Annotated in this window: 30 protein-coding genes; 15 read left to right on the forward strand and 15 right to left on the reverse strand. The window is 70.1% G+C overall.

Features of this window, described 5'->3' with window-relative positions; all coding sequences use genetic code 11:
* The first annotated feature begins 67 nt into the window (after positions 1-67).
* Positions 68-2,263 carry a discoidin domain-containing protein gene (locus tag ACFWV3_RS12660; RefSeq protein ID WP_382411226.1) on the forward strand — a complete coding sequence of 732 codons (2,196 nt, stop codon included), beginning with the start codon at positions 68-70 and terminating at the stop codon, positions 2,261-2,263.
* Here ACFWV3_RS12660 and ACFWV3_RS12665 read toward each other — a convergent pair.
* Entirely contained in the window at positions 2,254-2,748 is a 495-nt protein-coding gene (locus tag ACFWV3_RS12665; protein WP_382411227.1) for a DUF305 domain-containing protein, read from the reverse strand. The genes ACFWV3_RS12660 and ACFWV3_RS12665 overlap by 10 nt on opposite strands.
* 32 nt (positions 2,749-2,780) lie before the next feature.
* Positions 2,781-3,689 (reverse strand): DUF1996 domain-containing protein, encoded by a 909-nt coding sequence (locus ACFWV3_RS12670; RefSeq protein WP_382411228.1) that lies wholly within the window; start codon positions 3,687-3,689, stop codon positions 2,781-2,783.
* 290 nt (positions 3,690-3,979) lie between these two features.
* Here ACFWV3_RS12670 and ACFWV3_RS12675 point away from each other — a divergent pair, with 290 nt between their 5' ends.
* Both ACFWV3_RS12675 and ACFWV3_RS12680 read left to right on the forward strand, forming a co-directional pair.
* Positions 3,980-5,341: an oxygenase MpaB family protein gene (locus ACFWV3_RS12675; protein ID WP_382411229.1), complete on the forward strand. Its 1,362-nt coding sequence runs from the start codon at positions 3,980-3,982 to the stop codon at positions 5,339-5,341.
* Positions 5,342-5,370: 29 nt separating this feature from the next.
* Positions 5,371-5,655 carry a hypothetical protein gene (locus tag ACFWV3_RS12680; protein ID WP_382411230.1) on the forward strand — a complete coding sequence of 95 codons (285 nt, stop codon included), beginning with the start codon at positions 5,371-5,373 and terminating at the stop codon, positions 5,653-5,655.
* A gap of 6 nt (positions 5,656-5,661) precedes the next feature.
* Here the strand turns inward: ACFWV3_RS12680 and ACFWV3_RS12685 are convergent, their stop codons facing one another.
* Together ACFWV3_RS12685 and ACFWV3_RS12690 are read right to left on the reverse strand one after the other, a co-directional pair.
* The gene (locus tag ACFWV3_RS12685; protein ID WP_382411231.1) at positions 5,662-6,327 is read right to left on the reverse strand and encodes a response regulator; all 666 of its coding nucleotides are present in this window, start codon (positions 6,325-6,327) and stop codon (positions 5,662-5,664) included.
* Positions 6,324-7,457, reverse strand: a complete 1,134-nt coding sequence (locus tag ACFWV3_RS12690) for a sensor histidine kinase (protein WP_382411232.1) — start codon at positions 7,455-7,457, stop codon at positions 6,324-6,326. Before ACFWV3_RS12690 ends, ACFWV3_RS12685 begins: the two co-directional genes overlap by 4 nt.
* Positions 7,458-7,593: 136 nt before the next feature.
* On the opposite strand from ACFWV3_RS12690, the gene ACFWV3_RS12695 reads away from it, so the two are divergent.
* The 10 genes from ACFWV3_RS12695 (at position 7,594) to ACFWV3_RS12740 (ending at position 15,890) form a co-directional block, all read left to right on the forward strand.
* Complete coding sequence (locus tag ACFWV3_RS12695) at positions 7,594-8,940, forward strand: hypothetical protein (protein ID WP_382411233.1); 1,347 nt, start codon at positions 7,594-7,596, stop codon at positions 8,938-8,940.
* The gene (locus ACFWV3_RS12700; protein WP_382411234.1) at positions 8,937-9,323 is read left to right on the forward strand and encodes a FixH family protein; all 387 of its coding nucleotides are present in this window, start codon (positions 8,937-8,939) and stop codon (positions 9,321-9,323) included. The genes ACFWV3_RS12695 and ACFWV3_RS12700 overlap by 4 nt, the downstream gene beginning before the upstream one ends.
* Before the next feature lie 17 nt (positions 9,324-9,340).
* Positions 9,341-10,438 (forward strand): hypothetical protein, encoded by a 1,098-nt coding sequence (locus ACFWV3_RS12705; protein WP_382411235.1) that lies wholly within the window; start codon positions 9,341-9,343, stop codon positions 10,436-10,438.
* On the forward strand, positions 10,431-10,946 hold the full coding sequence (locus ACFWV3_RS12710) for a hypothetical protein (protein WP_382411236.1): 516 nt from the start codon (positions 10,431-10,433) through the stop codon (positions 10,944-10,946). The genes ACFWV3_RS12705 and ACFWV3_RS12710 overlap by 8 nt, the downstream gene beginning before the upstream one ends.
* A gap of 152 nt (positions 10,947-11,098) precedes the next feature.
* Positions 11,099-12,025, forward strand: a complete 927-nt coding sequence (locus ACFWV3_RS12715; RefSeq protein ID WP_382411237.1) for a hypothetical protein — start codon at positions 11,099-11,101, stop codon at positions 12,023-12,025.
* An 8-nt stretch (positions 12,026-12,033) separates the two neighbouring features.
* Complete coding sequence (locus ACFWV3_RS12720; protein ID WP_382411238.1) at positions 12,034-12,378, forward strand: hypothetical protein; 345 nt, start codon at positions 12,034-12,036, stop codon at positions 12,376-12,378.
* Between the two features lie 66 nt (positions 12,379-12,444).
* Positions 12,445-13,470 carry a sensor histidine kinase gene (locus ACFWV3_RS12725; RefSeq protein ID WP_382411239.1) on the forward strand — a complete coding sequence of 342 codons (1,026 nt, stop codon included), beginning with the start codon at positions 12,445-12,447 and terminating at the stop codon, positions 13,468-13,470.
* Positions 13,463-14,530, forward strand: a complete 1,068-nt coding sequence (locus ACFWV3_RS12730; RefSeq protein ID WP_382411240.1) for a hypothetical protein — start codon at positions 13,463-13,465, stop codon at positions 14,528-14,530. Before ACFWV3_RS12725 ends, ACFWV3_RS12730 begins: the two co-directional genes overlap by 8 nt.
* Positions 14,515-15,159, forward strand: coding sequence for a response regulator (locus ACFWV3_RS12735; RefSeq protein WP_382411241.1), 645 nt, complete (start codon positions 14,515-14,517; stop codon positions 15,157-15,159). The genes ACFWV3_RS12730 and ACFWV3_RS12735 overlap by 16 nt, the downstream gene beginning before the upstream one ends.
* 92 nt (positions 15,160-15,251) lie before the next feature.
* Positions 15,252-15,890: a hypothetical protein gene (locus ACFWV3_RS12740; RefSeq protein ID WP_382411242.1), complete on the forward strand. Its 639-nt coding sequence runs from the start codon at positions 15,252-15,254 to the stop codon at positions 15,888-15,890.
* 126 nt (positions 15,891-16,016) lie between these two features.
* Here the strand turns inward: ACFWV3_RS12740 and ACFWV3_RS12745 are convergent, their stop codons facing one another.
* Together ACFWV3_RS12745 and ACFWV3_RS12750 are read right to left on the reverse strand one after the other, a co-directional pair.
* Entirely contained in the window at positions 16,017-16,325 is a 309-nt protein-coding gene (locus ACFWV3_RS12745; protein ID WP_382411243.1) for a putative quinol monooxygenase, read from the reverse strand.
* A 1-nt stretch (position 16,326) separates the two neighbouring features.
* Positions 16,327-17,043 carry a hypothetical protein gene (locus tag ACFWV3_RS12750; protein WP_382411244.1) on the reverse strand — a complete coding sequence of 239 codons (717 nt, stop codon included), beginning with the start codon at positions 17,041-17,043 and terminating at the stop codon, positions 16,327-16,329.
* Between the two features lie 100 nt (positions 17,044-17,143).
* Between ACFWV3_RS12750 and ACFWV3_RS12755 the strand changes: the two genes are divergently transcribed.
* A complete protein-coding gene (locus ACFWV3_RS12755) occupies positions 17,144-17,617 on the forward strand; it encodes a MarR family winged helix-turn-helix transcriptional regulator (protein WP_382411245.1) in 474 nt (157 codons plus the stop codon).
* Positions 17,618-17,623: 6 nt separating this feature from the next.
* Here the strand turns inward: ACFWV3_RS12755 and map are convergent, their stop codons facing one another.
* The 9 genes from map to dxr form a co-directional block, all read right to left on the reverse strand.
* Positions 17,624-18,481: a type I methionyl aminopeptidase gene (gene map, locus ACFWV3_RS12760; RefSeq protein ID WP_382411246.1), complete on the reverse strand. Its 858-nt coding sequence runs from the start codon at positions 18,479-18,481 to the stop codon at positions 17,624-17,626.
* 10 nt (positions 18,482-18,491) lie between these two features.
* Positions 18,492-18,884 carry a type II toxin-antitoxin system VapC family toxin gene (locus tag ACFWV3_RS12765; RefSeq protein ID WP_382411247.1) on the reverse strand — a complete coding sequence of 131 codons (393 nt, stop codon included), beginning with the start codon at positions 18,882-18,884 and terminating at the stop codon, positions 18,492-18,494.
* The gene (locus ACFWV3_RS12770; RefSeq protein WP_382411248.1) at positions 18,881-19,159 is read right to left on the reverse strand and encodes a type II toxin-antitoxin system Phd/YefM family antitoxin; all 279 of its coding nucleotides are present in this window, start codon (positions 19,157-19,159) and stop codon (positions 18,881-18,883) included. Before ACFWV3_RS12770 ends, ACFWV3_RS12765 begins: the two co-directional genes overlap by 4 nt.
* A 26-nt stretch (positions 19,160-19,185) precedes the next feature.
* A complete protein-coding gene (locus tag ACFWV3_RS12775) occupies positions 19,186-19,314 on the reverse strand; it encodes a hypothetical protein (RefSeq protein WP_382411249.1) in 129 nt (42 codons plus the stop codon).
* Positions 19,314-21,104: a penicillin-binding transpeptidase domain-containing protein gene (locus ACFWV3_RS12780; protein ID WP_382411250.1), complete on the reverse strand. Its 1,791-nt coding sequence runs from the start codon at positions 21,102-21,104 to the stop codon at positions 19,314-19,316. Before ACFWV3_RS12780 ends, ACFWV3_RS12775 begins: the two co-directional genes overlap by 1 nt.
* Before the next feature lie 18 nt (positions 21,105-21,122).
* Positions 21,123-21,974, reverse strand: coding sequence for a GNAT family N-acetyltransferase (locus ACFWV3_RS12785; protein WP_382411251.1), 852 nt, complete (start codon positions 21,972-21,974; stop codon positions 21,123-21,125).
* A gap of 355 nt (positions 21,975-22,329) precedes the next feature.
* Positions 22,330-23,460 carry a flavodoxin-dependent (E)-4-hydroxy-3-methylbut-2-enyl-diphosphate synthase gene (gene ispG, locus ACFWV3_RS12790; protein ID WP_330854834.1) on the reverse strand — a complete coding sequence of 377 codons (1,131 nt, stop codon included), beginning with the start codon at positions 23,458-23,460 and terminating at the stop codon, positions 22,330-22,332.
* 52 nt (positions 23,461-23,512) lie between these two features.
* A complete protein-coding gene (locus ACFWV3_RS12795; protein WP_382411252.1) occupies positions 23,513-24,724 on the reverse strand; it encodes a M50 family metallopeptidase in 1,212 nt (403 codons plus the stop codon).
* Positions 24,725-24,731: 7 nt separating this feature from the next.
* Entirely contained in the window at positions 24,732-25,862 is a 1,131-nt protein-coding gene (gene dxr, locus ACFWV3_RS12800) for a 1-deoxy-D-xylulose-5-phosphate reductoisomerase (RefSeq protein ID WP_382411253.1), read from the reverse strand.
* Positions 25,863-25,997: 135 nt separating this feature from the next.
* Here dxr and ACFWV3_RS12805 point away from each other — a divergent pair, with 135 nt between their 5' ends.
* The gene (locus ACFWV3_RS12805) at positions 25,998-26,264 is read left to right on the forward strand and encodes a GlsB/YeaQ/YmgE family stress response membrane protein (protein WP_382411254.1); all 267 of its coding nucleotides are present in this window, start codon (positions 25,998-26,000) and stop codon (positions 26,262-26,264) included.
* Positions 26,265-26,482 lie beyond the last annotated feature (218 nt).

Consider the following 26,482-nt stretch of genomic DNA (forward strand, 5'->3'; position numbering starts at 1 on the left):
GTCCCTTGGGAGAGCGCTCTCACGCCCCTGTCCAAGGCTTTCAGCCCTTCCCCCGTCAGGCAGGATCATGGGCTCAACCCTGTCCAGGGCCGCCGCGCTCGGCGCTGCCGCTCTGTGTTTGGTGACCACCGTCAGTGCTCCCTCCCAGGCAGGCGCCGCCGCGTGCGGCTCCACGAACGTCGCTCTCGGCAAGTCGGCCACGGCGTCCTCCACCGAGAACGGTGGTACTCCCGCTTCCGCTGCGGTGGATGGCAATGCGGGTACGCGGTGGTCGTCGCAGTTCTCGGACCCGCAGTGGATCCAGGTCGATCTCGGCTCCACGCAACAGGTCTGCCGTGTCGCCCTCACCTGGGAAGGCGCGTACGGCAAGGCTTTCCAGGTCCAGGTGACCGACAACGCCGCTGACTCGTCGTCGTGGCGAAGCGTGTACTCGACGACGACCGGCACCGGTGGCACGCAGACCCTCGACGTCAGTGGCTCTGGCCGGTACGTGCGGGTGCTGGGCACCCAGCGCGGTACCGGCTACGGCTACTCGTTGTGGGAGCTCGGTGTGTTCACCGAGGACGGCTCGACCGGCATCCCGGCGACCGACCCGCGCAACCCGGACTTCGGTCCGAACGTGTACGTCTACGGGCCGGGGTCGTCGCAGTCGGAGATGCAGTCGCGGCTGGACTCGATCTCCGCGCAGATGAAGACGAACCAGTTCGGCTCGCAACGCCATGCCGTGCTCTTCAAGCCGGGTACGTACAACGCCGATGTGAACCTGCGGTTCTACACGCAGGTCGCGGGTCTGGGACTGAACCCGGACGACGTGAACATCAACGGCCACATCCGGGTCGAGGCCGACTGGCTGCAGCAGGGCAACGACCCGAACAACCTCGGCAACGCCACGCAGAACTTCTGGCGCGGCGCCGAGAACCTCTCGGTCACGTTGCCCGCCAACCAGATCGAGCGCTGGGCGGTCTCCCAGGCCACCGCTTACCGGCGGATGCACCTGCGTGGTCAGGCGCACCTGTGGAACGGCTACGACGGCTGGGCCAGTGGTGGTCTGATCGTCGACAGCAAGATCGACGGCGTCGTCGTTTCCGGCTCGCAGCAGCAGTTCCTGACCCGCAACAGCAACCTCGCCGGTGGCTGGTCTGGCTCGGTGTGGAACATGGTGTTCGCGGGCACGCAGGGTGCTCCGGCCGATCACTTCCCGAACCCGTCGCACACGACCGTCGACACCTCGCCGGTGACGCGGGAGAAGCCGTACCTGTACATCGACAGCTCGGGTTCGTACCGGGTGTTCGTGCCGGCGCTGCGGACCAACTCCCGTGGCACGAGCTGGGAGAACGGCAACCCCGGCTCGTCCATCTCGCTGGCCGACTTCTTCATCGTCAAGCCCGGCACGCCGGTCGCGACGATCAACTCGGCATTGGCGCAGGGCAAGCACCTGTTGCTCACGCCGGGCATCCACCAGCTCGACGACACGATCAAGGTGACCCGCGCGAACACGGTCGTGCTCGGCCTGGGCCTCGCCACGCTCACCCCGACCACCGGCAAGGCGGCGCTCACCACGTCCGATGTGGACGGTGTGAAGCTCGCCGGGTTCCTGGTCGACGCCGGCGTGCAGAACTCGCCGGTGCTGCTGGAGATCGGTGACTCGACCAGCGCGGACCACTCGTCGAACCCGACCTCGTTGCACGACGTGTACCTGCGCGTCGGCGGGTCGCAGGCGGGCAAGGCGACGGTGAGCATGCGGGTCAACAGCCGCAACACCATCATCGACCACACCTGGGTGTGGCGCGCGGACCACGGCTCCGGCGTGAGCTGGACGGCGAACCCCGGCCAGAACGGTGTGGTCGTCAACGGCGAGAACGTGACCGCGTACGGGTTGTTCGTCGAGCACTACCAGCAGAACAACCTGGTCTGGAACGCCAACGGCGGCCGCGTGTACCTGTACCAGAACGAGCTGCCGTACGACCCGCCGAACCAGGCCGCGTGGATGAACGGCTCCAAGCGCGGCTGGGCGGGCTACAAGGTCGCCGACTCGGTGACCACGCACCAGGCGTTCGGCGTCGGCGTCTACGCCTTCAACCAGGCCGACCCGAGCATCGTGACCGACAACGCCTTCGAGGCGCCGAACCGGTCGGGTGTGAAGTTCACGCACCTGGTCTCGGTGTCGCTGGGCGGGGTGGGCACGATCGCCAACGTCATCAACGGCACGGGCGGTCAGGCGGACCTGGCGAACCAGGTCCGCTACGTCGTGAGCTACCCCTGACCGAGGCGGTCCAGCTGCCTCCTGCGTGACGACTCGATGGACGCCGCGAAGCTCTTGGTCGCGGCGTCCGTCCCGTTCTCCTGTTCGCTGCGCGCCAGTTTCGCGGTCTGGTCCAGGTGCTCGTGGAGCTTCTTCGCGAGCGACGCCGGGTCCGACCGGATGGCCAGCAGGTCCGCCGCCGAGACCAGGCCGGGCATCTGGTGGCCGGCGTGCAGGTTGGTGTCCGGCAGCCCGGCCCGGTCCCGCAGTTCCCTCAGCCGGGCCAGCTCGCCCGTGTGCGAGGTCCTCAGCTCGGCGGCGAACTCCCGCAGCTGCGGCGGAGCGACGTCGAGGGCGGGCAGGAGCTGTTCGTTCATCGGGATCATCAGCTGCACCCAGGCCGTGTCCGTGCTGTTGAACGGCGACGCGGACGGGGGAGCGGGCGGGTCGGCGGGCGCGGCCGAGCACGCGGACAGCAGCAGCACCGCGGAAACACCCCAGGGCACGCGCCGCCCTGGGGTGCATGAGGAGGAGAACGTCACCGCGGCAACCGGTAGTCCGGTCCGAGTGCTGCTCCTCGATCCGGTTTGTAGAGGTCGAATCCGCGTGGGTCGCATTGGAGTCCGCCGTTGATGCAGTGGCGGACGAGTGCTGCTTGGGTGGGGGCGTCCCAGGCGTTCATGAAGTCGTAGTGCCAGGTGTAGCCGCGGCCGCTGGCGAGCCGGACCCGGGACATGTCGCCGGAGACGGGGAACGCCATCTTGAACTCGATCATCGGTACCGCGACCGGGTGGGTCGACGGGCAGACCAGGGTGGCACGGTCGGGGTAGGCCATGTGCGACTGGTGGTTGGCCGAGTCGAGGTCACGGCCGTTCCAGCAGCTCGGTGCCTGGTAACGGACGTTGAGCTGGGTGCCCGGGGTGCAGTAGGCGGGGATGTCCCAGTTGTGGAAGCTGTCACCGCACTCCCAGCCCTCCACCGCGCCCGGCGCGGTGCGGAACTGTTCCTGGGTGGCGGTCGCGCTGCCGACGACGAACCGGAGCCCTGGTGGGAACGGGACGACGTCCTGGTACCTGAGGATGCCGGACTTGTAGTAGATGACCTGCGGGAAGTTGGGCGGGACGATCTGGTCGCCGTTGTAGACCGACGGGAACCAGTACGCCGACTTGTCGTCCGGGGTCTTGCAGTTGGTCTGGGCGGTTTTGAGGGAGTCGTTGGTGCTGCGGGCGTTGGTGGACGGGTTGCCCAGGAACGTGTGCATGTGCGAGGCGCCCGGCAACCCCGGGAACACGATCGGGTCGTCCGGGAGATGGGTCGTGACCGAGCAGTTCGCCTGGAACTCGTGGTGCGTCACCAGGTCATCGGCCTGAGCCGACTGGTTCGCGACGACGACGACCGCCGTCACGAGGGCGGCCGCGGCCGCCATTGCGCTGAGTTTTCGGGACACCTGTGTCCTCCTGCCGACGTGGGGAACCGGCTTGGGAGAGCGCTCCCCCAAGCAGCGTCCCGCTCCTGTCCGGCAGGTGTCAAGACCGGGTCTTTGACACCGCGGCACGGGTGGTCGTACCGTGCGGCGGCAGGGTTGTGAGAGCGCTCTCCACGTCACGCACCCCTGGAGGCTCGATGGTCCGCCGGGACCCGCTCACCGGTACCCGGCTTCCGCGACCGGGTGGATTCCGCCACCGCATGAGGTGAATTCCGATCTCCGGCCCCGGGACCGTGGCTAGCTTCGGCTCCATGACCGTCGAAGTGGCGCTGGGGCCGGGATCGAGCACATGGGACCGACTGGGTCAGTGGCGGTACCTGCTGGTGATGCACCGCGCGCTGGTGTTGCAGGCCGCGCATCCCGCCGTGGGTGCGGCCGTGGCCGAGTACTCGGTCTACAACGCGCGACCGTGGCGGAGGTTGTTGCGCACGCTGGAAAGTCTGCACACGTACGTCTACGGCAGTGCCGCCGAACAACGCCGTGAGCTCGCCCGGCTCGACCGGCTGCACCGCCGCATGCAGGGCACCGACGGCCACGGCAGGGCGTTCGACGCCGGCGACACCGCGGCCAGGGCGTGGGTGCACCTGACGATGTTCGAGGCGGTGCTGACCATGCAACGCCTCGGTGGCGAGCCGATGTCGTCCGGGGAGACCGCCCGCTTCTACGACGAGTGGAGGCGGCTGGGGCAGGAGTTCGGCCTGTCCGCCGGCGACCTCCCGGCCACGCCGGAGGAGTTCCGCACCTACTTCGACCACGTCGTCGCCGAGGTGCTGGAGGACAACGCGACGGTGCGGGACCTGATGTCGGGCAGCGTGTACCGGGTGCCGCCACCGCCGGGGCTGCCGATCCCCGGCCCGGTCTGGGCACCGCTGCGGTACGCCGTCGTGACCGCCGTCGTCCAGGCCACCGCCGTGACGCTGCCCGCCGCGTACCGCGAGCGCCTGCGCCTCACGACCCCGCCGGGACTGGGTCTGCTCGTCGACGGCCTGCACCAGTCGGTGCGCCTGGCGTTCGACCTGCTGCCGAAACCGTGGCGGTACATGCCGTTGGCGGCCGCGTCGATCAGGGCGGCCGCCGCACCGCCGGCGCCGGTCGTTCCCGAGTCGTTCTTCGAGGCCGTGCTGGACCAGAACGGTGACGGCCGGCTGCGGTGGCCGGACCTGCTGGCGATGGCGCGGGAGATCAGCACGCACTTCGACCTCGACGAGAAGGACGAGGACCGCGTGCACGAGGCGTTCCGGTCGTGGTGGGAGCAGCTCTGCACAGCCACCCGCACGTCGCCGGACGGCACGGTGACCGTCGCGGCCTACACCCTGGCGTTGGCCGACGGGCGGTATCCGGGCGCGCCGTCGAGGGAACACGGCTGCGGGGCGGTCGCGGCCGTGGTGCGCGGGCTGGTGGACCGCGACGGGAACGGCGAGGTGCGGCAGGACGAGTACACGCGGCTGCTGGACCACAGCCCGCGGCGGCACGAGCTCGTCGCGGCGATGCGGGAGCTCGACCACGACGGGGACGGGACGATCCACGGGGACGAGCTGGAGCAGGCGTTGCGGGAGTTCCTGGTGGGGGAGAGGGACTTCGCGGCCGCCCGTCAGCTGCTCGGGCGGATCTGACGGCGGTCACGGCGTGGGCCGCGCCTGCGATGCGACAGGACATCTCCGCTGCCGTCGAGGCGACCAGCGTCCTGGCCCTGACCGACCGGCGCTTGATCTTCGTGTCCCCGTCACCTCAGGTGATCTCCTGGTCCTTGTGTTCCATCACCAAGGCGCAGGTCGTCACCAGCCCGGGTGCGAACCACATCGGCGGCTACCTGGTCGACGGGGACGAAGGCTCGTTCCAGCTGGGAATCGACAAGGCGTGGGGCCCGGCGTTCGGAGCGAGGGTGAGCTTCGCGTGCGCGGTGGCCAAGATCAGAGATCCCCGCTGACCGCGGTCACGGCGTGGGCCGAGCCTGCACCAACCCGTTCATGTGCGCGTAGGCCACCGCGTGCACCCGATCCCGCAACCCCAGCTTCGCCAGCACCCGAGACACGTGCGTCTTCACCGTCTCGTCCCCGACGTGCAGCAACGCCGCGATCTCGGCGTTGGAGTAAGCGGCCGCCACCAGCTGCAGCACCTCCCGCTCCCGCGCGGTCAGCAAAGCCAGCTCCGGCGGCGTGGGAGGCGGCGCGAGGCTCACGGCGAACCGCGCGATCAACCGCTGAGTGACAGAAGGATCGATCAAAGCGTCGCCCCGTGCCGCCACCCGGACGGCGGAGATCAGCTCCTCCGGCGGCAGCGACTTCAGCAGGAAGCCCGAGGCACCCGCCTTCAACGCCCGGTAGACGTACTCGTCGGAGTCGTACGTGGTCAGCAGCAACACCTTCGTGGTGTTCGCGGGGTCGGTGAGGATCTTCTCGGTCGCGCCCAGACCGTCGAGCTTCGGCATGCGGATGTCCAGCACGGCCACGTCCGGGCGCAGGCGGGCCACCTCCGTCACGGCCGCGTGGCCGTCGGCCACCTCCGCCACGCACTCGAGGTCGGGCTGGGTGTCGAAGATCGCGCGCATTCCCGAGCGGAGCATGGCGTGGTCGTCCGCCACCAGCACCGTCAGGGTCATGACGCCTCCAGGGGGAACGTGACGACGGTGCGCCAGGTCCGGCCGTCCGGGTCCAGGCCGGAGCTGGTGGTGCCGGCGAACATCGACGCCCGGTTGCGGATGCCCACGAGACCCCTTCGCACGGAACCGGTGCCGTTGCGGGCGCCTGCCGTGTTCTCCGCGGCGACGACCAGTGCGGCGGGAGCGTACTGCAGCGTCACCGTCACGCCGGACGCGTCGCCGTGGCGCAGGGCGTTGGTCAGCATCTCCTGGATGATCCGGTAGACCGTGACGTCCAACGACTCCGGCACGTCCCGGCGCCGGCCGCTGACCTCCAGGCGGGCGGGGAGACCGGCGGCGCGGACGCCGTCGAGCAGCTCGTCGACGTTGTCGAGCCCTGGCTGGCGGGCTCCCTCGGACTTGGCGCCGTGCAACAGGTCGAGCAGGTGCCGCAGGTCGACCATGGCCGCCCGGCTGGCGATCTCCACGGACCGCAGGGAAAGCCCGAGCCGGGTGTCGCCGTCGGGCAGGCCGAGCCGGGCGGCACCGGCGTGCAGGCCTATCGCGCTCACGTGGTGCACGATCACGTCGTGCAGGTCGCGGGCGATCGCGCTGCGCTCCTCGCTGACGGCCTTGGCGACGGCCGCGGTCGCGTCGCGCTGTTCCATCTCCGAACGCTTCTCCAGCTCGGCGAGGTACGCGCGGCGCGCGGTGGTGTAGCGGCCGACGAGCCACGGCAGCACGCCCGCCTTCGTCGCCACCAGCACCGCCGTCACCGGGCCGTGGCCCACGGCCAGGATGCACGTCATGAGGCTCGCGGACAGCACACCCAGCGACAGGTACGCGGGCGTGCCGCGCAGCCAGGCCCCCGCGCGGTAGCCGGCGATCAGCAGACCGGCCTCGTTCGCGTCCACGTTGTTGCCGAAGGCGAGCAGCACGAACACCGGCAGCACCGCCTGCGCCGCCGCCACCCAGCCGGACAGCTTCGCGGGACCGGCCAGCATCGCGTCGACCGCCAGCGTCAACCCCAGGACCAGGGCGGTCTGCGCCACGGTCTTGTGCTCGAGCAGCACGAAACCGGCGTCCGCCACCATGCACACGGCGGCCACCAGCCACGACTGGTGCCTCAGCGGAATTCTGATCGAGTCCATCGCACGACAATCCTGCCGGATCGCGGCCCTGAGGTCCTCCCGCTGCGCAGGGGTCGGAAATCCCCCGCGCGGGGGACTCGGGTTCAGCCGCCGCAGTGACGCGCCAGGCCCGCCCCGATCGATACGTTCTGCCGCGATGAAGCGAAGTGGTGTGATCCTGCTGTTCCTGCTGGGCGCGATCCTCGGGATCGCGGGCCCCGCGGCGGCCGACGGCGCGCAGTCCGGCGCGGACGTCCACGTCGCGCAGAGCCTCGGTGACCGCGAGCTCACGGTGATCATCCGGCGGGTCGCGGAGGTGCCGGGACCCGTGCACGTCGACGTCGTCACGCACGACGGGTCACCGCCGGGGGAGATCACGCTGACCGCCCGTGCGGTCGGTGCGCGGACCAGTTCGACGACGGTCGTTCTCGGTGCCACGCCGGGGTTCTACCCCGGTGTCGTGAACGTGGACCGGCCCGGCCCGTGGGAGCTGGCGGTCGACGACGCGACGATCCCGTTCGTCGTCCCGGCGCTCGTCGCGTCGCCGTGGGAGAACGCGACCTACGGCGGGTTCATCGCCGCGGGAGTGCTGCTGTTGCTGGCATTGCTCGCCGCGGTGTTCGGCAAGCCCGGTCTCGCGCTCGTGCCCACCGCGGGCATGGTCGCGGCGATCTCGGTGGCGGTGACGGCGGCGTTGCTGTCGCCCACGATCCCGCCGGTCGCGGCGCCGGGCACCCAGCTCGACCCGACGTTCGACAACGTCAACGACCCGTGGCAACGAACGTCCATAGTGGACTTCTCGCGGCCGCCGGTGAACCTGGTGCCGCGCGTGGACGGCACCGACCTCGTGCTCGGCCTGACCGACGGGTCGTCCGGCCGGCCGGTGGACGACCTGCTGGTGCACGACAGCGCGTTCGTGCACCTCGTCGTCGTGTCGCCCACCGGACACCTCCGCCACCTGCACCCGGTCCGCACCGCACCCGGCGAGTACCGGGTCAAGCTCAAGAACGCGGAACAGGGCCGCCACGCCGTCGCGGCCGAGATCGCGCGGCGCGGCGGGGGAGTGCAGCTGCTGCGGTCGAGCGTCGAGCTCACCGGGACGGGCACGGCACCGGAGCCGGGAAAGGCCGACGTGGCAACGGAAGTCCGGGAAGCGGGACGGCCGAGCACCATCACCGCCAAGTTCGGCGAACGCGACCTGCAGCCGTGGCTCGGGATGCTCGGGCACATGATCGTCGCCGGCCCTGTCACCGGCAGCCCGAGCGCTTACAACACAGCCGACGCGCCGGTCTGGGCGCACGTGCACTCGATGATCCCACCGGTCCCCGGCATGCCCGACAAACCGGACGAGAGCGTCGCCGCGTACGGGCCGGACGTGCCGTTCACCTACTCGTTCCCGTTGCCCGGCAAGTACCTCGTGTGGATCCAGGTCGAACGGGACTACTCGGTCGTCACCGTCCCGAAGGAGATCGACGTGCCGGCGCCGAAGGGAGCTGCGAAGTGAAGCGCTGCGCACTGGGAGCCGCGGCCGTGGCGATCGCGCTCGTGGCCGCCCTGCTCGTCCTCTGGCCGCGCGGCGTCGAGGCACGGCCGCAGGTCGCCGAGAGCGGGCAGTTCCGGTTCGAGCTCACGCCCACCACCACGAAGTCCGGCAGCAACACGCTCGACCTGGTGGTCACCGACCACTCCGGCAACGCCGCGAACGGCGAGGTGACGGTCGAACCCGCGATGCCGCAGATGGGCCACGCGCTGGCCCCGATCACCGCGGCACCGGTCGGACCAGGCCACTACCGGGTCGGCGACGTCGGCCTGACCATGCCGGGCCAGTGGGAGATCACCGTGTCACTCAGCGCGGAGCGGGTCGTCATCCCGCTGCTGCTCACCTAAGAAGGGGGAAACCACAAGTGGACATCACAGCAGTCGCCGCGCCGTCGGCGAAGGTCGCCGTCCCGAGGGGACTGGCGCCCGCGAGCGTCGTGCTCGCCGGTGCCGTCACCTCGCTGGTCGGCCTGACCTGGGACATCCAGTGGCACACCGACGTCGGTCCCGACACGTTCTTCACGCTGCCGCACCTGTTCCTGTACGCGGGCAGCGCGATCTCGGGCCTCGCGAGCCTCGCCGTCGTGCTCCTGACGACGGCGAACACCAAGCGCGACAAGGCGGTCGACCCGGTGGTCGGCGGTCGCGCGGTCGGCGTCCTCGGCCGCACCTTCGCCGCCCCCGTCGGGTACCTGGTCTCCGGCGTCGGCGCCGCGCTGTTCCTGGTCTACGGCCTGTGGGACCAGTGGTGGCACGGCCTGTACGGCTTCGACGCCGTGATCGACTCGCCGCCGCACATCGGGCTGCTGCTCTCGATCTCCATCACGATGGTCGGCGCGGTCATGATCTTCGCCGTCGCCCGCGACCAGAGGTGGGGCACCTACGGCGTCGCGGGCGCCGCGGCCACGTTGCTCACGTTCAGCATGGTCACCGTGCTGGGCCTGCGCGCGCTGCCCGGCGGTCCGGTGAACACGGTCAACGCCGGCAGCGCGTTCTTCTCGGTGATGATCCTGTTCCTGGGCGCCTACGTGCTGAACCGCCGGGGCGGCGCGCTCGCCGTCGGCGTCGTGGTCGCGGCACTGCAGGCGTTGTTCTGGTGGTTCTCGCCCTGGGCCACCGAGGTCTACGCGAGCGCCACGGGCCTGCCGTTGCGCGACTACGTCGACGGCGTCCCCGGCCTGCCCAACATGATCCCGATGAGCCTGCTGTTCGTCGCGATCGCCGTGGAACTGCTCCGCGGCCTGCCCTCGTGGATCCCGGGCCTGGTCGGCGGCGTGATCATCACGGCCCTCGCACCGGTGCAGCGCATCCTCGTGTACGGCGCGGGCTTCCCGGCCATGCAGCGGTACGTCGCCACCGTCATCGCGGGCGCCGTGCTCGGCGCACTGGCCGGCATGCTCGGCCGCCGGTTCGGTCAGATGCTGCGCCACCTCGCCCCGGTCAAGGAGAACACCCATGCGTAGGACGTTGCTGGGACTCGCGGGCACGGTCGCGCTGCTGCTCGGCCTCACCGCCCCCGCCCTCGCCTTCGAACCGGTGAACGTCGTCCACACCGAGAAGGTCAAAGCCGGTCCGTACGACCTGACGGTCGGCTTCAGCACCTGGCCGATCAAGGCCATGCAGTCCCTGGACTTCACGTTCGCCCCGGAGGGCGGCGTGGAGGACAAGAAGGGCACGCTCACGCTGCTCTACAGCGGCAAGAAGTTCAACGACGACCCGCTGGCCCGCCACCCGCGCAAGCGGGAGGTGTGGGGACTCGACATCCAGGCCCTGCCCGAGCCGGGCACCTGGGCGTTCCGGTTCGACATCGACGGCCCGGCGGGACCCGCCACGGGCGAGCTGACCGACCTCCAGGTGATGGAACAGCCCGGCCCGCCGATGGGGCTGTCGTGGGCGATCAGCACCATCCCGCTGTTCGGCCTGATCGCTCTGATCGTGATCGCGTGGCGCCGGACGCGGACCGTCGTCTAGGACCGGCCGAGGTGGCTCCGCGGACCCCGTGGAGCCACCTGACCGGGTGAAGTTCGGTCCTAACGGGTGGGGTGGCTGGAACCGCGGTCCTCCGGTCCGGTAAGCCCTCCGCCGTGCGTTTGCCTCACGCGGTTTGGATTGGCGGGCTGTTGGTGCCCGCGCTGCTCGCCGCCACCGGAGTGTTCGTCCACGGCGCCGGCATCGAACGGACGCTGGACGCCGACGTGCGGACAGCGCTGGGCAAGGCCGGCTACCACGGCGTCGTCGCGGTGACCGGCCGCTCGGTCGTGGTCAGCGAGGTCTCGCCGCGCTCGGCCGACGCGGTGCGCGCCGTCGTGTCCGACGTGGACGGCGTCGCCGACGCGGACGTGCGCACCGCCGAGCCCGAGCAGCTGCTCGTCGCCCTGCGCGGGCCGGAGCTCCTGCTGTCCGGAGCGGTCGCGGACGACGTCGAACGGCGTGCGCTCCTCGACGCCGTGAAGGCAGGGGACGACCACCGCGTCACGGCGGCGCTGCGCCTCGGCGGCACGCTGCCGATCCCGCCCGCCGTCGTCGGTCGCCTGGTCACCGCGGTGCTGGCCGGCAAGGTGTCCGACGTGACCGCGACCGTCCACAACGGTCAGATCGCGGTCGCGGCCAGGGTTCCCGACCAGGAACGCGCGAAGGTCCTGCGCGACGCGGTGCGGGACGCCACGAACGGCCTGCAGCTCACCGACCGCGTCGAGGTCGGGCCGTCCACCGTCTCCGGCGACCTGAACGTCGAGGCGCTGCACGACTCGATCAGCCGGCTGGTCAACGGCAACGGCGCGATCCGGTTCGTGCAGGGCACCACGGCGTGGGAGGGACACGGCACGGTGCTCGTCCAGCGCGTCGCCCGCATGCTCCTCGTCGCACCGCGCGCCTCGATCACGCTGGTGGCGCACGGCACCGATCCGCAGGTGGCGGAGAAGCGCGCGCAGATGGTGCGCGACGTGCTGGTCGGCCAGGGAGTGTCGCCCGCGCTGATCGCCACCGAGACCCGTCCCGCCCCCGACGAGTACGACCCGGCGACACGCCAGGTCGACGTCGTCGTCCGTTAGGAGTTCCCGTGCTCTGGTTGTTCTCGCAGATGTTCGTGCTGTGCGCGGTGGCGTTCGCCCTCGGCTCCGTGCTGACGTGGCTGACGGTGCGCGGCCGGCTCAGGGCCGAGCCGCCGAAGCAGGTGCTGGCCCTGCCCGCGCCGCGGCTCACCGCCGAGAAGGTCGTCGTGGACCAGCCCGTGGCGCGGCAGAAGTCGTTGCCGCTCAAGGGAAACTCGAAGACGATGGTCTACCACACGGCCGACTCGCCGTACTACCGGCGGATGAAGGGCGACCGGACGTTCGCGTCGGAGGCCGAGGCCGTGGCGGCGGGGTACCGGATGTGGACCACCAAGGGCCGCGTCAAGGCCTGACCCGCTCGGTTGTTTCAGCTCCGGCTGAATTGCATGCCCGGCGCATGGACCTGACAAGATGCGTCCGTGCTGGAGACCAGGCTGCTCGCGACGGTGAACCGGCTCGCGGGCCCGATCCGCGGCGCCGGCGTCGTCCTGATCAGCCTCTTCGGCGCGTTCTCGCTGGGCACGCCGGCCGGCTGGGCGCTGTTCGGGTTCGTGGCGCTGACCTCGATTGCCGACTTCCGGGTGCCGCTCGTGGCGTTGCCCGTGGCGTTCGTGCGGGTCGTGGTGCTGTCGGTGGTGCTGGGCGACAACGCGGGGCAGTGGGTGCTGACGGTCCTCACCTCGACGTTGATCACCTGGCAGTGGCAGTGGCCGCTGAGGGTGACGGTGCCCGCGACCACCGCGTTGCTCGCGATCCAGGTCGTGGTGGACGGACCGGACGTGCTGGTGCGGGCCGTGCTGGAGACGGTGCTCGCGCGGCTGGCCTACGAGCTGCTGCGCCGATCGAGCAGACGGGTCGACGTGCTGCGCGAACGGGCCGCCGAGCAGAACCGCGCCGCCGCCGTCGCACTGGACCGGGGCCGTCGCGAACGCGAGTACCTGGCGCTGCTGCACGACACGGCCGCCGCGACGTTCCTGATGGCGGCGCACGGCGGTGACCCGTCCTCGGTGGCCGCGCAGGCCCGCCGCGACCTGGTGGTGCTGGCCGAGCGGGGTGACGCGCAGGGCACCGCGGACCTCGGCGCGGCGCTGACGGTCGTGGCACGGGACAGCCCGCTGACGGTGCGGGTGTCCGCCGAGGTGGTGCCGGTGCCGGCGGGGGTGGCGCTGGCGTTCGTGCGGGCGGTGCGGGAGCTGCTGGCGAACGTGGCACGGCACGCGGGCACGTCCGAGGCCGAGCTGCTGGTGGCACGCGACGGGCGGGGCGCCGTCGTCGTGGTGCGGGACGACGGCCGGGGGTTCGTGCCCGAGGCCGTGCCGGAGCACCGGCGCGGGCTGCGCGGGTCGGTGGTGGACCGGCTGCGGGCGCTGGGCGGCTCGGCGGTGGTCGAGTCGGTGCCGGAACGCGGCACGACGGCGCGGTTGGCGTGGCCGGCCGATGACTGACCACGCGGTGCACGTCACCACCCGGCAGGTGCTCGTCGTCGTGGTCGTCGCCGTCCAGCTCGTCCTCACGTTGCCGTCGCTGGTGTCTCATGGGCAAGGTCCGGCCTGGCTCGCCTACGCGTTGCTGACCGCGGTCCTGGGCGTGGTCGCGGGGCACGTCGCGGCCGGTCGCGCGGTGCTGCCCGGGATCGTCGCCGTTGGCCTCACGACCATCGTGCTCACGGCGTCCGTGCTGGCGGCGACCGCGCTGCCGGCCGGTGCGTCGTTCGGACCGGCGGACTGGGCTTTCGGCCTGGTCGGCTGGTACCTGCTGCTCGTGCTCGCGGACCGGCCGAAGGCGTTCGTGGTCACGCTGACCGCGCACATCTGCTACTGCGTCGCGTGGTTCGCGCAGACCGGGAACGGGGACGTGGGCACGGCCGGGGTGGTGATCCTCAGCGGCACGAGCTTCCAGCTGGGCGTCCTGGTGATCACGCGGGTGCTGCTGCGCGACGCCAGGCTGGCCGCGAGCGCCGCCGCCGAACGCGATGCCGCCCGCACCCGCGAAGAGCTGGCGCGGCAACGGGAACAGGACCTGCGGGCCGGGTTCGAGGGCCAGCTGGGTGCGTTGCTTCCGTTGCTCGCGGACCTCGCCGACGAGGTGGTGAGCGTGCGGGACGAGGCGACCCGGCTGCGGTGTTCGGTGGCGGCGGTGCAGCTGCGGAGGTTGTTCGCGGAGAACGACGACGTGCCCGACCCGTTGCTGCACGAGCTGACGGCCTGCGTGGACGTGGCGGAACGGCGTGGAGTCGTCGTGTCGCTCGCGGTCAGCGGCACGGCCATGGCGGTGCCGACGGAGGTGCGCCGGGAGCTGGTGGCGCCGATGGCCCGCGCGCTCGCCGCCGCCGGTGGACGTGCGAAGGTGAGTCTGCTGCGGACGGCGGGCGAGGTGCGGGTGGCGGTGGTGGCGGACGCGCCGTCGGTGCCCCTGGAGACCCAGGCCGCACCGGTGTCGGTGACGGTCGAGACGAGTGTCCACAGCGGACTGGTGAGGAGCGAGGCGCGATGGCGGACGACGTGACGGCGGTCGTGGTCGACGACCACCCCGTTGTGCGCGCGGGGGTCGGGCACTGGCTGTCCGCGGCGGGCATCGCGCTGCTCGCGAGCGGCGAGGACCCGGAGGTGGCCTGGACCGGTCCCGGCGCGGACGCGTCGGTGGTGGTGCTGGACCTGCACCTCGGTGGCGTCACGCCCGCGCTGTCGGAGCTGCGCAAGCTCGTCGAGGACGGGCGCCGGGTCGTCGTGTACTCGATGCGCGCCGACGACGAGGTGGTGCTGCAGTGCCTGGAGATCGGGGCGCTGAGCTACCTGACCAAGGCGGAGGGCGCCGAGCACCTGGTGCAGGCGGTGCGTGCGGCGGCGGCCGGTCAGTCGTACACGCCACCGGCGCTGGCGGGCGCGCTGGCGGGGGACTCCTCGGAGACGCGGCCGGCGTTGTCGCCGCGGGAGACCGAGGTCCTGGTGGAGTGGTTCCAGTCGGAGTCGAAGGAGTTCGTGGCGCAGCGGCTGAACATCACGCTCAGCACGGTGAACTCGCACCTGGAGCGGATCAGGGTGAAGTACGCCGCGATCGGCCGGCAGGCGCCCACGAAGGCGGCGCTGGTGGCGCGGGCGATCCAGGACGGGCTGATCGGCCTCGACGACCTCTGACCGGCGTGTGGTGTGAACGACCGATACCGCCGTTCGTCGCAGCGACCTACCCTCGGCGGTAACCGTCTGTAGTCGTCCGAGGAGTTCCGCCAGTGACGCACGCCCGAGGCCCCCTGTTCATCGCCGCCGCCGCGACGGCGGGCCTGCTGCTGTCGGCCTGCGGTTCCGAGACCGGCGGCACGGCCACCCCCGCGACCACGTCGGACACCTCCACCGCCGCCTCCGAGACGACCACCTCCAGCACGAAGGCGACCACCTCCGGCTCCGTCCCGCCGGTCGCCGGCAGCGACGTCACGGCGCCCGGCACGAAGCTCAAGGTCGGCGCCCGCGCGGTGATCCCCTACACGCTGAGCGACAAGAGCGGCACGATGGCCGTCACCCTCACCGCGATCGAGCAGGGCGCGAAGGAGGACCTCGCGAAGTTCGGCGACAAGGCCAAGAACATCACGCCGTTCTACCTGCGGGTCAGGGTCGAGAACCTGAGCGGCACCGACCTGAGCTACACCTCGGTGTCGCTGCGCGGCGTCGGCGCGGACGGCAAGGGCACCGGCGTGATCATCAGCGGTGACACCGAGAAGTGCGACTCGATCAGCGCGCCCAGGGCGTTCACGACGGCGGGCGCGTTCTACGAGACCTGCGTGCTGTCCGGCGCCCCGGACGGCCTGAAGGTCGCCGGCGCCGAGTACAACCGCGCCGAGTACACCAAGTCCCCGATCGTCTGGGAGAGCTGAGCCCGGGGGTGGGGGGGGGGGCGGGGAGGGGGGGGGGTCGGGCTTTGCCGTTCAACCTTTTTGCTCCACCCCCCTTTTCGCCCACCCCTTCCCCCCCGCCGGTCGCCCCCGCGCTGAGGTCGGTCGTCAGCCGGCTGTGACGCCGCGCTGCACGACCACGCTCCCGGTGATCACCGGTGGACCCGCGAAGACGGTGCCGACGAGGTCCTGGACCGCCTTCTTGCCCGAGGCGCCCTCGATGTGGACGTCCAGGGCCTCCTGGTCGGTGAAGGTGTCGAAGATCCCGTAGGTCTCGTCGTCGATCCTCACCGCGAAGAAGCTCGTCGTCCCCGGCTCGGCGTCGAGGACCTCCTTGGAGAACGCGAAGAACTCCTCGGCCTCGCCCTGCTTGCCCGGCAGCACCTTCAGCGTCGCCCAGATCGCCAGCTCACCCATGTCAGGCCTCGCTTCCCGGCACGACGGCCACGACGGCGAAGAAGTGCGGCCGGAACTCCGCGACGCCCTGCCAGTACACGGCCTCGTCGCGGAAGCCGGGACGGCCGAGCAGCTCGCCGAAGCTCTCGAAGCTGTCCCAGGTGCCGAGGTTGACGACCTGGCCGCCGTCGAGGCTGCGGTGGAAGTTGATCGACACCAGTCCCGGCGTGCCGATGGAGTCGGGCGCGTGCTTCCTGGCGAGCTCCAGCATCCGTTCCTGGTCGGCCGCAGCCACCGAGAAGACGCCGAAGTGCGCGAGCGGCGTGTCCCGCACCGAGACACGGCTCAGGTCGCCGGGCGCGCTGAAGTCGACGGCGTAGGCGCGCCTGTCGACCGGTTCGAAGCCCTCCAGCCGGCCGACGGACCACTCGTCGGGCACCTCCTCCGGTGCCTCGGCACGCCACTGGCTGTACACCACGAACTCGCCGTCCAGACCGGCCAGCAGCAGCGCGGCGACGAAGCCCTCGCGGCCCGTCAGCACGGACGGCAACTGCTCGCGGGCGCGGACGACCTCGGGTTTCGCGGCCACGTCCGCCGGGCTGCCCGCGGGCCTGCGCGGCCTCGACGAGGTGCCCGAGTCCGCGGTGGCGGTGCCGGCGCGGACGAAGCGTTCGATCACGGTGACGACCGGCGCCTCGGGGCGGACGGTCAGCACGGCGCTGTTCAGAGCGGTGGTCATCGGTTTCTCCCATCTGGGGTCTGCCCTTCCGACGCTAGCTTCATTTGCTCGCGCGCGCAAACAATTTCCCTTCGAGGGGCTCCCCCAGCACAATGGGGTCATGGCTCACGGCATCGACGACACCGGCTCCGAACGCGGCTCACTGACCCTGGAGGAGCAGGCGATGTGGCGCGCGCTGGGACGGGTCGTGCAACGGCTGCCCCGCCAGCTGGACGACGCCATGCTCCGGTCGACCGGGCTCACGATGACCGAGTTCTCCGTGCTGCACGTGCTGTACGAGGCGGAGGACCGGACGTTGCGCATGAGCGACCTCGCCACCAGCACCGGGCTGTCGATCAGCCGGGTCAGCCGGGTGGCGCTCGCGATGGAGGGCCGGGGCTGGTGCAGCCGCCGGCGTGACGAGGAGGACGGCCGGTCGGCACTGGCCACGCTCACGCAGTCCGGCGTGGAGGAGGTGCAGCGGGCGAAGACGCGCTACAGCGACATCGCCCGGCAGCACGTCCTCGACCTCGTGCCCCGCGAGAGCCTGAACGTGCTCGCGGAGGCGCTGACCGCCATCGCCTCCCGGCCCTGACGGCCGTCAGCAGACCGTGAGGATCTCCGACCCGGTGTCGGTCACGACGATCGTGTGCTCGAACTGGGCGGTCCAGCTCTTGTCCTTGGTGGTGACGGTCCAGCCGTCGTCCCACATCTCGCCCTCGAAGTCGCCGAGCGTGATCATCGGCTCGATCGTGAACGTCATGCCGGGTTCGAGCACGGTCTTCACCGACGGCTCGTCGTAGTGCAGGACCACGAGTCCGCTGTGGAACGTCCGCGCGATGCCGTGGCCGGTGAAGTCGCGGACCACGCCGTAGCCGAACCGCTTGGCGTACGCCTCGATGACGCGGCCGACGACGTTGAGCTCACGTCCGGGCTTCACGGCCTTGATGGCGCGCATGGTCGCCTCGTGCGTGCGCTCGACGAGCAGCTTGTTCTCCTCGGAGACGTCGCCCGCGAGGAAGGTGGCGTTGGTGTCGCCGTGCACGCCGCCGATGAACGCCGTCACGTCGATGTTCACGATGTCGCCGTCCTCGACGACCGTGCTGTCCGGGATGCCGTGGCAGATGACCTCGTTGAGCGAGGTGCAGCACGACTTCGGGAAGCCGCGGTAGCCCAGCGTCGACGGGTACGCGCCGTTGTCGCACAGGAACTCGTGCGCCACCGCGTCGATCTCGTCCGTCGTCACGCCGGGCACGACGACCTTGCCTGCCTCCTGCAACGCCTGGGCGGCGAGGCGACCGGCGACGCGCATGGCCTCGATGATCTCCGGCGGCTGCACCCACGGGTCGGTGCTCTTCTGCGGCGCGGGCTTGTCCACGTACTCGGGACGCACGATGCGCGACGGCACCTGACGACGCGGGGATTGCACACCGGGTTGCAGCACAGCACGAACAGCCATGCGTTCCACATTAGCCGTCGGCGCCGGGGGCCACGGCCAGTAGCCCCACCTCGTCAGCGGCGGCGAGAAGGCGCTTGTCGTAAGCCACGAACGCATCCAGGAAGTCCCGAAGCCGAATAGCTGACGCCAAGTGGATGGCGTCCAGTGAACGCACCTGCTGCGGTAGCGCACCCGCGGCATCCAGCAGGTCGAACGACATCGGAACGTTGTCGAGCTCGACGAGGATCGTCGAGGCCTGTCGCTTCTCGGCTTCGCCCTCGTCCCACAACGCACGCATCAGTTCCACGCGGGAGATCGCGCTCGTCACGAGATCGGTCCGGTCACCGAGCCAGTCGACCAGAGCGTCCGTCTCCGACTCGGTCCTCACCAACTTCACCAGCGCCGAGGTGTCGAGGTAGATCACCAGCGCTCCTCGTCGCGCATCTGCTGCAGCTTGTCCGACAGCTGGCGACCCTCTCGCGGCGGCAGCGGACGCGGCAACCGCCGCCCACGGCCACGCACGAGATAGCCGTTGGCGGCCAGCATCAACCGCACGTTCGCGGGGTCGCTGGGCGGCCCCATCTCGGCGACAACGCGGCCCCTGTCGGTGATCGCGATGCGTTCACCTTGCTCTGCGCGCTTGACGTACTCGGCAGCGTGGTGCCGCAGCTCGCGAAGCCCAACTGATTCCGTCTCCATGTTTCACAATGTAACACATTAAGACCTCAGGTCCTGCGCGGCCACCGCGGCTCGTCCGGCGCCTCCCGCGGCTGGGGCACCCGCGGCACGGGCAGCAGCACGCCCGCCCGCACCAACCGCTCGCGCAGCAAAGTCAGATCCCTGTTCTCGCTCATCACGGCACCGCCTTGAGGAACCTCGCCGCCACCTCCACGGCTGGAGTCGAAGTCTCTCCGCTGAGAACGAGCGTCGCGAACGCGAGATCGCCGCGGTACCCCATGAACCACCCGTGTGAGTGCACGCCGTCACCGAACTGTGCGGTACCAGTCTTCCCCCGCACGTCTCCGTACGGCTTGAGCTGTGGTGCAGTGCCGTAGTCGACGACCTCGCGCATCATCTGGCGCACCGGGTCGAGCGCGGTCGCGGGCGGCGGAGCAGGCTGTTTGTCCGCTTTGGTCTCCTTGCCGCGCACCAGCTGCGGCACCGGCATCGAACCCTTGGCGATGGACGCCCCGACCAGCGCCATGCCGAACGGCGACGCGAGCACCTTGCCCTGGCCGAACGCGTCCTCTGCCCGTTCCACGACGTCGGTCGCGGGCGGCACGGACCCGGTGATCGTCGTCAGGCCGGCGATGTCGAAGTCGACGCCGAGACCGAGCGACAGCGCGGAGTTCGTCAGCAGGTCGGCCGGCATGTCGACGGCGAGCTGGGCGAAGGTGGTGTTGCAGGAGAACGCGAACGCCGACCGCAGCGGGATGGTGCCCTTGTCGAACTCGCTGGAGTTCGGCACGATCCGCCGTCCGTCGATGGTCGTCTTGCCGGGGCACGGCAGCGGGGTGTCCGGTCCCGCCTTGCCGGACTGGATGGTGGCCAGCGCACTCACGGCCTTCATCGTGGAGCCCGGCGGAAAGCGCCCGGTCAACGCGAGCGCACCTTGGGCGTCGGCGGGGTCGTTCTGCGCTACGGCCAGGATGTCGCCGGTCGACGGCTGGATCGCGACCAGGATCGTCGGCTGCTGCACGGGCTCGACGGCGTCCTCGGCGGCGGTCTGGATGGCGCGGGACAGCGCGACGTTCACGGCCTTGGCGGGTTCCGGCGCCTTCGAGTGCAGCTCCTCGATCTCCGCGCCCTGCGCGTCGACCGTGGCGATGCGGAAGCCCGCGCCGCCCGCGACGTCGTTCTCGACGAGCTTGCGCACGGCCGGCAGCACCTGCGAGGCGAAGGTGCGGCTCGGTGCCAGCAACGACGTCTGCGAGCTGAACCGCACGCCGGGCAGTTCGTAGATCTTCGGCTTGACCGACTGGTAGTCGGGGTCGCGCAGCGCCGCCACCTGGTAGGCCTGGCCCTCGGGCGTCTTGGCGACGCCGTCGGCGATCGTCTGCTGGGTGATGGCCTTGTCGAGCGGGTTCAACGCGTCGGCGAGCGCCTTCGAGACGGCACCGACGTCCCCGGCCTCCTTGGCCACGAGCAGCACCGACACGACGCGTTCCGGCGCGAGCAACGGCGTGCCGTCGCGGTCGAGCACCGGCGCGGGATCGGGCATGAGCTCGGTGAGCTGGATGGACTGCTGCGGCGCGAGCTTGGGGTGCGCCAGCGACGTCTGCCAGTGCACCTTCCAGGTGTCGTCCTCCTGGCGCACGTCGAACTTCGTCGGGTACGTCCAGTGCCGGTTCTTGCCGAGGTCCCAGTCGAGCGTGACGCTGGCCTCGGACGCGGTCTCACCGTTCTTGCGGATCTGGTCGACCTTGCTGGAGAGCCCCTCCGGCTTGAGCGCGCCCCGGAACTTCTCCAGGGTCTCCTTGGCGTCGTTCGGGTTGTCGGTCATCCCGGCGGCACCCTGCACGTCACCGGACGCGAGCTTCGCCAGGAAGTCGTTGGTGATCTCCGGAGCCCCCGGTTCCGACGTGAACAGCCCACAGCCGCTCACCGTCACCAGCACCACCGTGATCGTCGCGAGAAGGCGCACCCGCGCGAGTATGCCCGTTCAGAAGAGGACAGTGGCGTATTGCCCGACTTGTTCGAACCCGATTTTCCGGTAGGCGGCCTGCGCGACGTGGTTGTACCCGTTCACGTAGAGGCTCGCCGTGCGGCCGAGCACCCTGGTCAGCCGGTCCGCGACCGCCGCCGTGCCCGCCGTGCCGATGCCCGCGCCCCGGCGGTCCGGACGAACCCACACCCCCTGGATCTGGCCGACCTTGCTGGACATGGCCCCGATCTCGGCCTTGAAGACGACCTCGCCGTTCTCGAACCGCGCGAACGCCCGGCCGGCCGCGATCAGCTCGCTGACCCTGGCCCGGTAGCCGGCGCCGCCGTCCTCCACGCACGGGTCGATGCCGACCTCCTCGATGAACATGCTGATCGCGGCGGGGAGGTAGCGGTGGAGCTCGCTCGGCCGGACCTGCCGGACGTGCGGGTCGGGGGTGATCTCGGGGCTGCGGCTGATGGCCATCAACGGCTGGTCGGCCCTGACCTCCCTGGCCGGGCCCCAGTCCGGTTGCAGCTCCTCCCAGAGGGTGAGGACCTGTTCGGCCGGGCCCACCAGGCTGGAGCACATGCGGCCCCTCCTGCGTGCCCGGTCGGCGAACATGCGCATGGCGGCCTGGCTGCCTTTGAGCGGGATGAGGTTCGGGCCGGAGAAGCAGAGACCGTCGACCTTGCCCCTGATCGGCTTGGAGTCGCTGCCCCACATCTCGCCGCCGAGGCGCCACGGGTCCAGGCCGGCCACTTCGACCCTTGCCGCGACCATGCACGCTGCGACGGGGTCTTTTTCGAAGACTCCGCGTACGTCGATCAGGTCGCGCTCGTCGAGAACGCGCGCTCCGGCCAGCCTCAGCACGTCACCTAGCGTGCCAGATTTGGTGCTGATGTGACATCAGCCAGATGTGCGGCTGACGGGTGATCGTGGTGGTCGCGTTGGTTCCGCGACTTTGGCGGGTGGTTGGGTTGGTGCGTGCGGGTCCTGTTTCGTGCGCGGGGCTCTGCCCCGGACCCCGCCAACTGATCAAAGACCGGCCAGCGCCGTCTGCGGGTTGATGGCACGCCTGTTGCTTTGGGCGGCTTGCTGTTGCGTTCGTGTGTGCTGATTCCGTGGGGTGGTCCCGTCACGAGCGCATGGGAAAAGCAAAGGCGCGACCCTTCGGGCCGCGCCTTCACTGACTGCTTGCTTGCCTGCCTGCTGCTCTTGTTCTTGGTCAGCCGACCGTCACTGCCGGGGACTCGCCCTCCACGGGCTCCATCTCCTCGGCGATGCGCATCGCCTCTTCGATCAGCGTCTCCACGATCTGGTGTTCGGGCACGGTCTTGATGACCTTGCCCTTCACGAAGATCTGGCCCTTGCCGTTGCCGCTCGCGACGCCCAGGTCGGCCTCGCGGGCCTCGCCGGGACCGTTCACGACGCAGCCCATGACGGCTACGCGCAGGGGGACCTCCATGCCCTCCAGACCGGCCGTGACCTGCTCTGCGAGCGTGTACACGTCGACCTGGGCGCGGCCGCAGGACGGGCAGGAGACGATCTCCAGCTTCCTGGGGCGCAGGTTCAGGGACTGGAGGATCTGGTGGCCGACCTTGATCTCCTCGACCGGCGGGGCCGAGAGCGAGACGCGGATCGTGTCGCCGATGCCCTGGCGGAGCAGGGCGCCGAAGGCCACGGCCGACTTGATGGTGCCCTGGAAGGCCGGGCCGGCCTCCGTGACGCCCAGATGCAGGGGGTAGTCGCACTGCTCGGCCAGCAGTTCGTAGGCGCGGACCATGACCACCGGGTCGTTGTGCTTGACCGAGATCTTGATGTCGTGGAAGTCGTGCTCCGCGAAGAGCGAGGCTTCCCACATCGCGCTCTCGGCCAGGGCCTCCGGGGTGGCCTTGCCGTACTTCTGCAGCAGGCGGGGGTCGAGCGAGCCCGCGTTGACGCCGATGCGGATCGGGGTGCCGTGGTCCTTGGCGGCGGCCGCGATCTCCTTCACCTGGTCGTCGAACTTGCGGATGTTGCCCGGGTTGACCCGGACCGCGGCGCAGCCGGCCTCGATGGCGGCGAAGACGTACTTCGGCTGGAAGTGGATGTCGGCGATCACCGGGATCTGGGACTTCCTGGCGATCGCCGGCAGCGCGTCCGCGTCGTCCTGCGAGGGGCAGGCGACCCGGACGATGTCGCAGCCGGCCGCGGTGAGCTCCGCGATCTGCTGCAGCGTCGCGTTGACGTCCGACGTCAGGGTCGTCGTCATCGACTGGACGGAGACGGGGAACTCGCTGCCGACACCGACGTTGCCGACCATCAGCTGCCTGGTCTTGCGTCGCTCCGACAGCACCGGCGGCGGCAGTGCCGGCATTCCGAGCATCACGCCGTCACTCATGGGTTGTGCACCTTTCCGTGGATCACTCTTATTGCAACCTGATCGGGTTGACGATGTCTGCGGTCACGGTCAGCAGCGTGATGGCGCCGCCGATGAAGATGACCACGTAGGTGAGGGGCAGCAGACGCATGTAGTTGACCGGGGCGCCGGCGGGCTTGCCGCGCAGCTTCCGAATCCAGTCTCGCACCCGTTCGTACAGGTTGACGGCGATGTGACCACCGTCAAGCGGCAGGAGCGGCAGGAGGTTGAACACACCGACGAAGAAGTTCAGGCCCGCGAGCATCAGGATGAAGAACGCCCAGAGGCCGCGCTCGGCCGCGTCGCCGCCCAGGCGGGAGGCGCCGACCACGGAGATCGGGGTGTCGAGGTCGCGCTCGCCGCCGCCGATGGCCTTGACCACGGCCGGGATGCGCTCCGGGAAGCGCATGAGGCCCTGCCAGGTGTTCACGAACATCTGGCCGGTGAAGCCGACGGCCGCCGGGACCGCCTCGACCGGGCCGTAGGTGAAGGACTGCTGGACGATCACGCCGATCGCGCCGACCTGCTTGACCTCGACGCCGCCCTTGCCGTCGGAGATCTGGCGGCTGACCTTCGGAACGTCGACGGTGAGCGTGAGCTCCTTGTCGTCGCGGAGCACCTTGAACTCGTTCGGGCCGCTCAGGTCGCGGGTGACCTTCTGCATGTCCGACCAGGTCGCGATGGGCTTGCCCGCGATCGAGGTGATGCGGTCGCCGGGCTGCAGGCCCGCGCTCTTGGCCGGGGACGGGGCGCTGGCCGGGCACGCCGCGTCGACGGGCACCGTGTAGTCCTGCACGCAGTCGGTGATCTGGGCGAGGACTGGTTCGTCCTTGTTGTTCGGCAGGCCCAGCGACATCGCGAGGATCAGCAGGATGATGAAGCCGAGCAGGAAGTGCGTGATCGACCCGGCGGACAGCACGACGACGCGCTTCCACACCTTCTGGTTGTAGAAGGCGCGCTTGCGGTCGTCCGGGTGCACGTCCTCCAGGGCCGTCATGCCGGTGATCTCGCAGAACCCACCGGCCGGGATCGCCTTCAGGCCGTACTCGGTCTCGCCCTTGCGGAACGAGAAGAGCTTCGGGCCGAAGCCGATGAAGTAGCGGGTGACCTTCATGCCGAAGGCCTTCGCGGTCAGCAGGTGCCCGAACTCGTGCAGCGCGATGGAGAACGCGATGCCGAACGCGAACAGCAGCACCCCGAGGATGTTGACGACGGTGTTCACGAGAAGCTCAGTTCCTTCCAACCAGCTCGCGGGCACGTGCTCGTGCCCAGTCCTCGGCGGCCAGCACCTCCGCGACGTCCGCGGGGTCGTTCTGCCATTCGTTCGCCTCGCCGAGAACCTGGCCGATGGTGTCCACGATCGACAGGAACGACGTCTTGCCCGCTACGAAGGAGGCGAGTGCCTCCTCGTTCGCGGCGTTGTAGATCGCGGGCAGGCACCCGCCCGCGGTGCCCGCCTGCCGCGCGAGCTCGACCGCCGGGAACGTGACGCTGTCCAGGGGTTCGAACGTCCACGAGGTGGCGGTGTCAAAGGTACAGGCAGCGGCCGCGCCCGCGACGCGCTCCGGCCACCCCAGACCGAGCGAGATGGGGAGCCGCATGTCGGGAGGTGACGCCTGCGCGAGCGTCGAGCCGTCCGTGAAGGTCACCATCGAGTGAATGATGGACTGCGGGTGCACCACGACGTCGACGCGGTCGTACGGCACGCCGAACAGCAGGTGCGCCTCGATGAGCTCGAGGCCCTTGTTGACGAGGTTGGCCGAGTTGATGGTGACGACCTGGCCCATCGACCACGTCGGGTGCGCCATGGCCTGCTGCACGGTGACGGCCTCGAGATCGCCGCGGCTCTTCCCGCGGAACGGCCCGCCGGACGCCGTGAGCACCAGCTTGTGCACCTCGTCCGCGGTTCCGCCGCGCAGGCACTGCGCGAGCGCCGAGTGCTCGGAGTCGACGGGCACGAGCTGGTCCGGCTTCGCCGCCTTCAGCACGAGCGGCCCGCCCGCGATGAGCGACTCCTTGTTGGCGAGCGCGAGCGTGGCCCCCGTCTCCAGGGCCTTCAGCGACGGTTCGAGCCCCCTCGACCCGTCCATGCCGTTGAGGACGACGTCCGCCGGCGCCGCCTCGATCAGGTCGACCATGCTGGTCAACGTCCTCACGCCGGGCACGTCGGCGCCGTTCGCCACCGCCACGACGGGGACGTCGAACTCTGCGGCCTGCTCTTTCAGCAGGTCCAGCTGACGTCCGCCGGCGCCGAGCCCGACGACCCGGAAGCGGTCGCGGTTGCGCCGGATGACGTCGAGCGCCTGGGTGCCGATGGAACCGGTCGAGCCCAGGATCAGGACAGTGCGTGGAGTACTCATCGCCCCTCATTGTTCCGGAGAGTGCCTGAGAGCCCGGCACAGCCCGCTACTTTGATAACGGAGTGGTTTTGGAGGTGTGAAGTCACCAGATCGAGGGCATTCCATCCGCGTCAAGCAGATGGAAGGAGACTCTCGGTGGGCATCCTCGGATGGATCGTGCTCGGCCTGCTGGCCGGAGCCATCGCCAAGGCGATCATGCCGGGCAAGGACCCGGGCGGAATCATCATCACGATGCTGATCGGCATCGTTGGCGCGATCCTGGGCGGGTTCATCGGATCCGCGCTCTTCGGGACCGATCTGGGTTCGTTCTTCGAGATCCGGACGTGGCTGCTCGCCATCGTCGGATCCCTGATCCTGCTGGGCATCTACCGGCTGGTGACGGGTCGACGGACCCACGCTTAGCCGCGCCGCAGCTGAACAAACGTTTGAGGCCGTTCGGGTGTCACCCGAACGGCCTTCGCGTGTCGTGGCTGCTGTGTTTTTTGGCCGCTGCTTCGCAGACGGCGGCTCGGTCGTTCTCAGCTGGTCGGGGGGGAAAAGAGTCCCCCCCAGCGGGGTTCTCCACACCCCAACAAAAAGGGGGGAGGAAGAACAAAAAAAACCCCCAAACAACCACCCCC

The organism is Lentzea sp. NPDC059081, assembly GCF_042738015.1.
Classification (GTDB): domain Bacteria; phylum Actinomycetota; class Actinomycetes; order Mycobacteriales; family Pseudonocardiaceae; genus Lentzea.

Coding starts and splice junctions, on each gene's coding strand:
- ACFWV3_RS12775 (WP_382411249.1), bottom strand. CDS start 19,314: ATGAGCGAGAACAGGGATCTGACTTTGCTGCGCGAGCGGTTGGTGCGG.
- ACFWV3_RS12755 (WP_382411245.1), top strand. CDS start 17,144: ATGGCTCACGGCATCGACGACACCGGCTCCGAACGCGGCTCACTGACC.
- ACFWV3_RS12660 (WP_382411226.1), top strand. CDS start 68: ATGGGCTCAACCCTGTCCAGGGCCGCCGCGCTCGGCGCTGCCGCTCTG.
- ACFWV3_RS12745 (WP_382411243.1), bottom strand. CDS start 16,325: ATGGGTGAGCTGGCGATCTGGGCGACGCTGAAGGTGCTGCCGGGCAAG.
- map (WP_382411246.1), bottom strand. CDS start 18,481: ATGGCTGTTCGTGCTGTGCTGCAACCCGGTGTGCAATCCCCGCGTCGT.
- ACFWV3_RS12690 (WP_382411232.1), bottom strand. CDS start 7,457: ATGGACTCGATCAGAATTCCGCTGAGGCACCAGTCGTGGCTGGTGGCC.
- ACFWV3_RS12685 (WP_382411231.1), bottom strand. CDS start 6,327: ATGACCCTGACGGTGCTGGTGGCGGACGACCACGCCATGCTCCGCTCG.
- ACFWV3_RS12675 (WP_382411229.1), top strand. CDS start 3,980: ATGACCGTCGAAGTGGCGCTGGGGCCGGGATCGAGCACATGGGACCGA.
- ispG (WP_330854834.1), bottom strand. CDS start 23,460: ATGCCGGCACTGCCGCCGCCGGTGCTGTCGGAGCGACGCAAGACCAGG.
- ACFWV3_RS12730 (WP_382411240.1), top strand. CDS start 13,463: ATGACTGACCACGCGGTGCACGTCACCACCCGGCAGGTGCTCGTCGTC.
- dxr (WP_382411253.1), bottom strand. CDS start 25,862: ATGAGTACTCCACGCACTGTCCTGATCCTGGGCTCGACCGGTTCCATC.
- ACFWV3_RS12710 (WP_382411236.1), top strand. CDS start 10,431: ATGCGTAGGACGTTGCTGGGACTCGCGGGCACGGTCGCGCTGCTGCTC.
- ACFWV3_RS12750 (WP_382411244.1), bottom strand. CDS start 17,043: ATGACCACCGCTCTGAACAGCGCCGTGCTGACCGTCCGCCCCGAGGCG.
- ACFWV3_RS12695 (WP_382411233.1), top strand. CDS start 7,594: ATGAAGCGAAGTGGTGTGATCCTGCTGTTCCTGCTGGGCGCGATCCTC.
- ACFWV3_RS12770 (WP_382411248.1), bottom strand. CDS start 19,159: ATGGAGACGGAATCAGTTGGGCTTCGCGAGCTGCGGCACCACGCTGCC.
- ACFWV3_RS12735 (WP_382411241.1), top strand. CDS start 14,515: ATGGCGGACGACGTGACGGCGGTCGTGGTCGACGACCACCCCGTTGTG.
- ACFWV3_RS12680 (WP_382411230.1), top strand. CDS start 5,371: ATGCGACAGGACATCTCCGCTGCCGTCGAGGCGACCAGCGTCCTGGCC.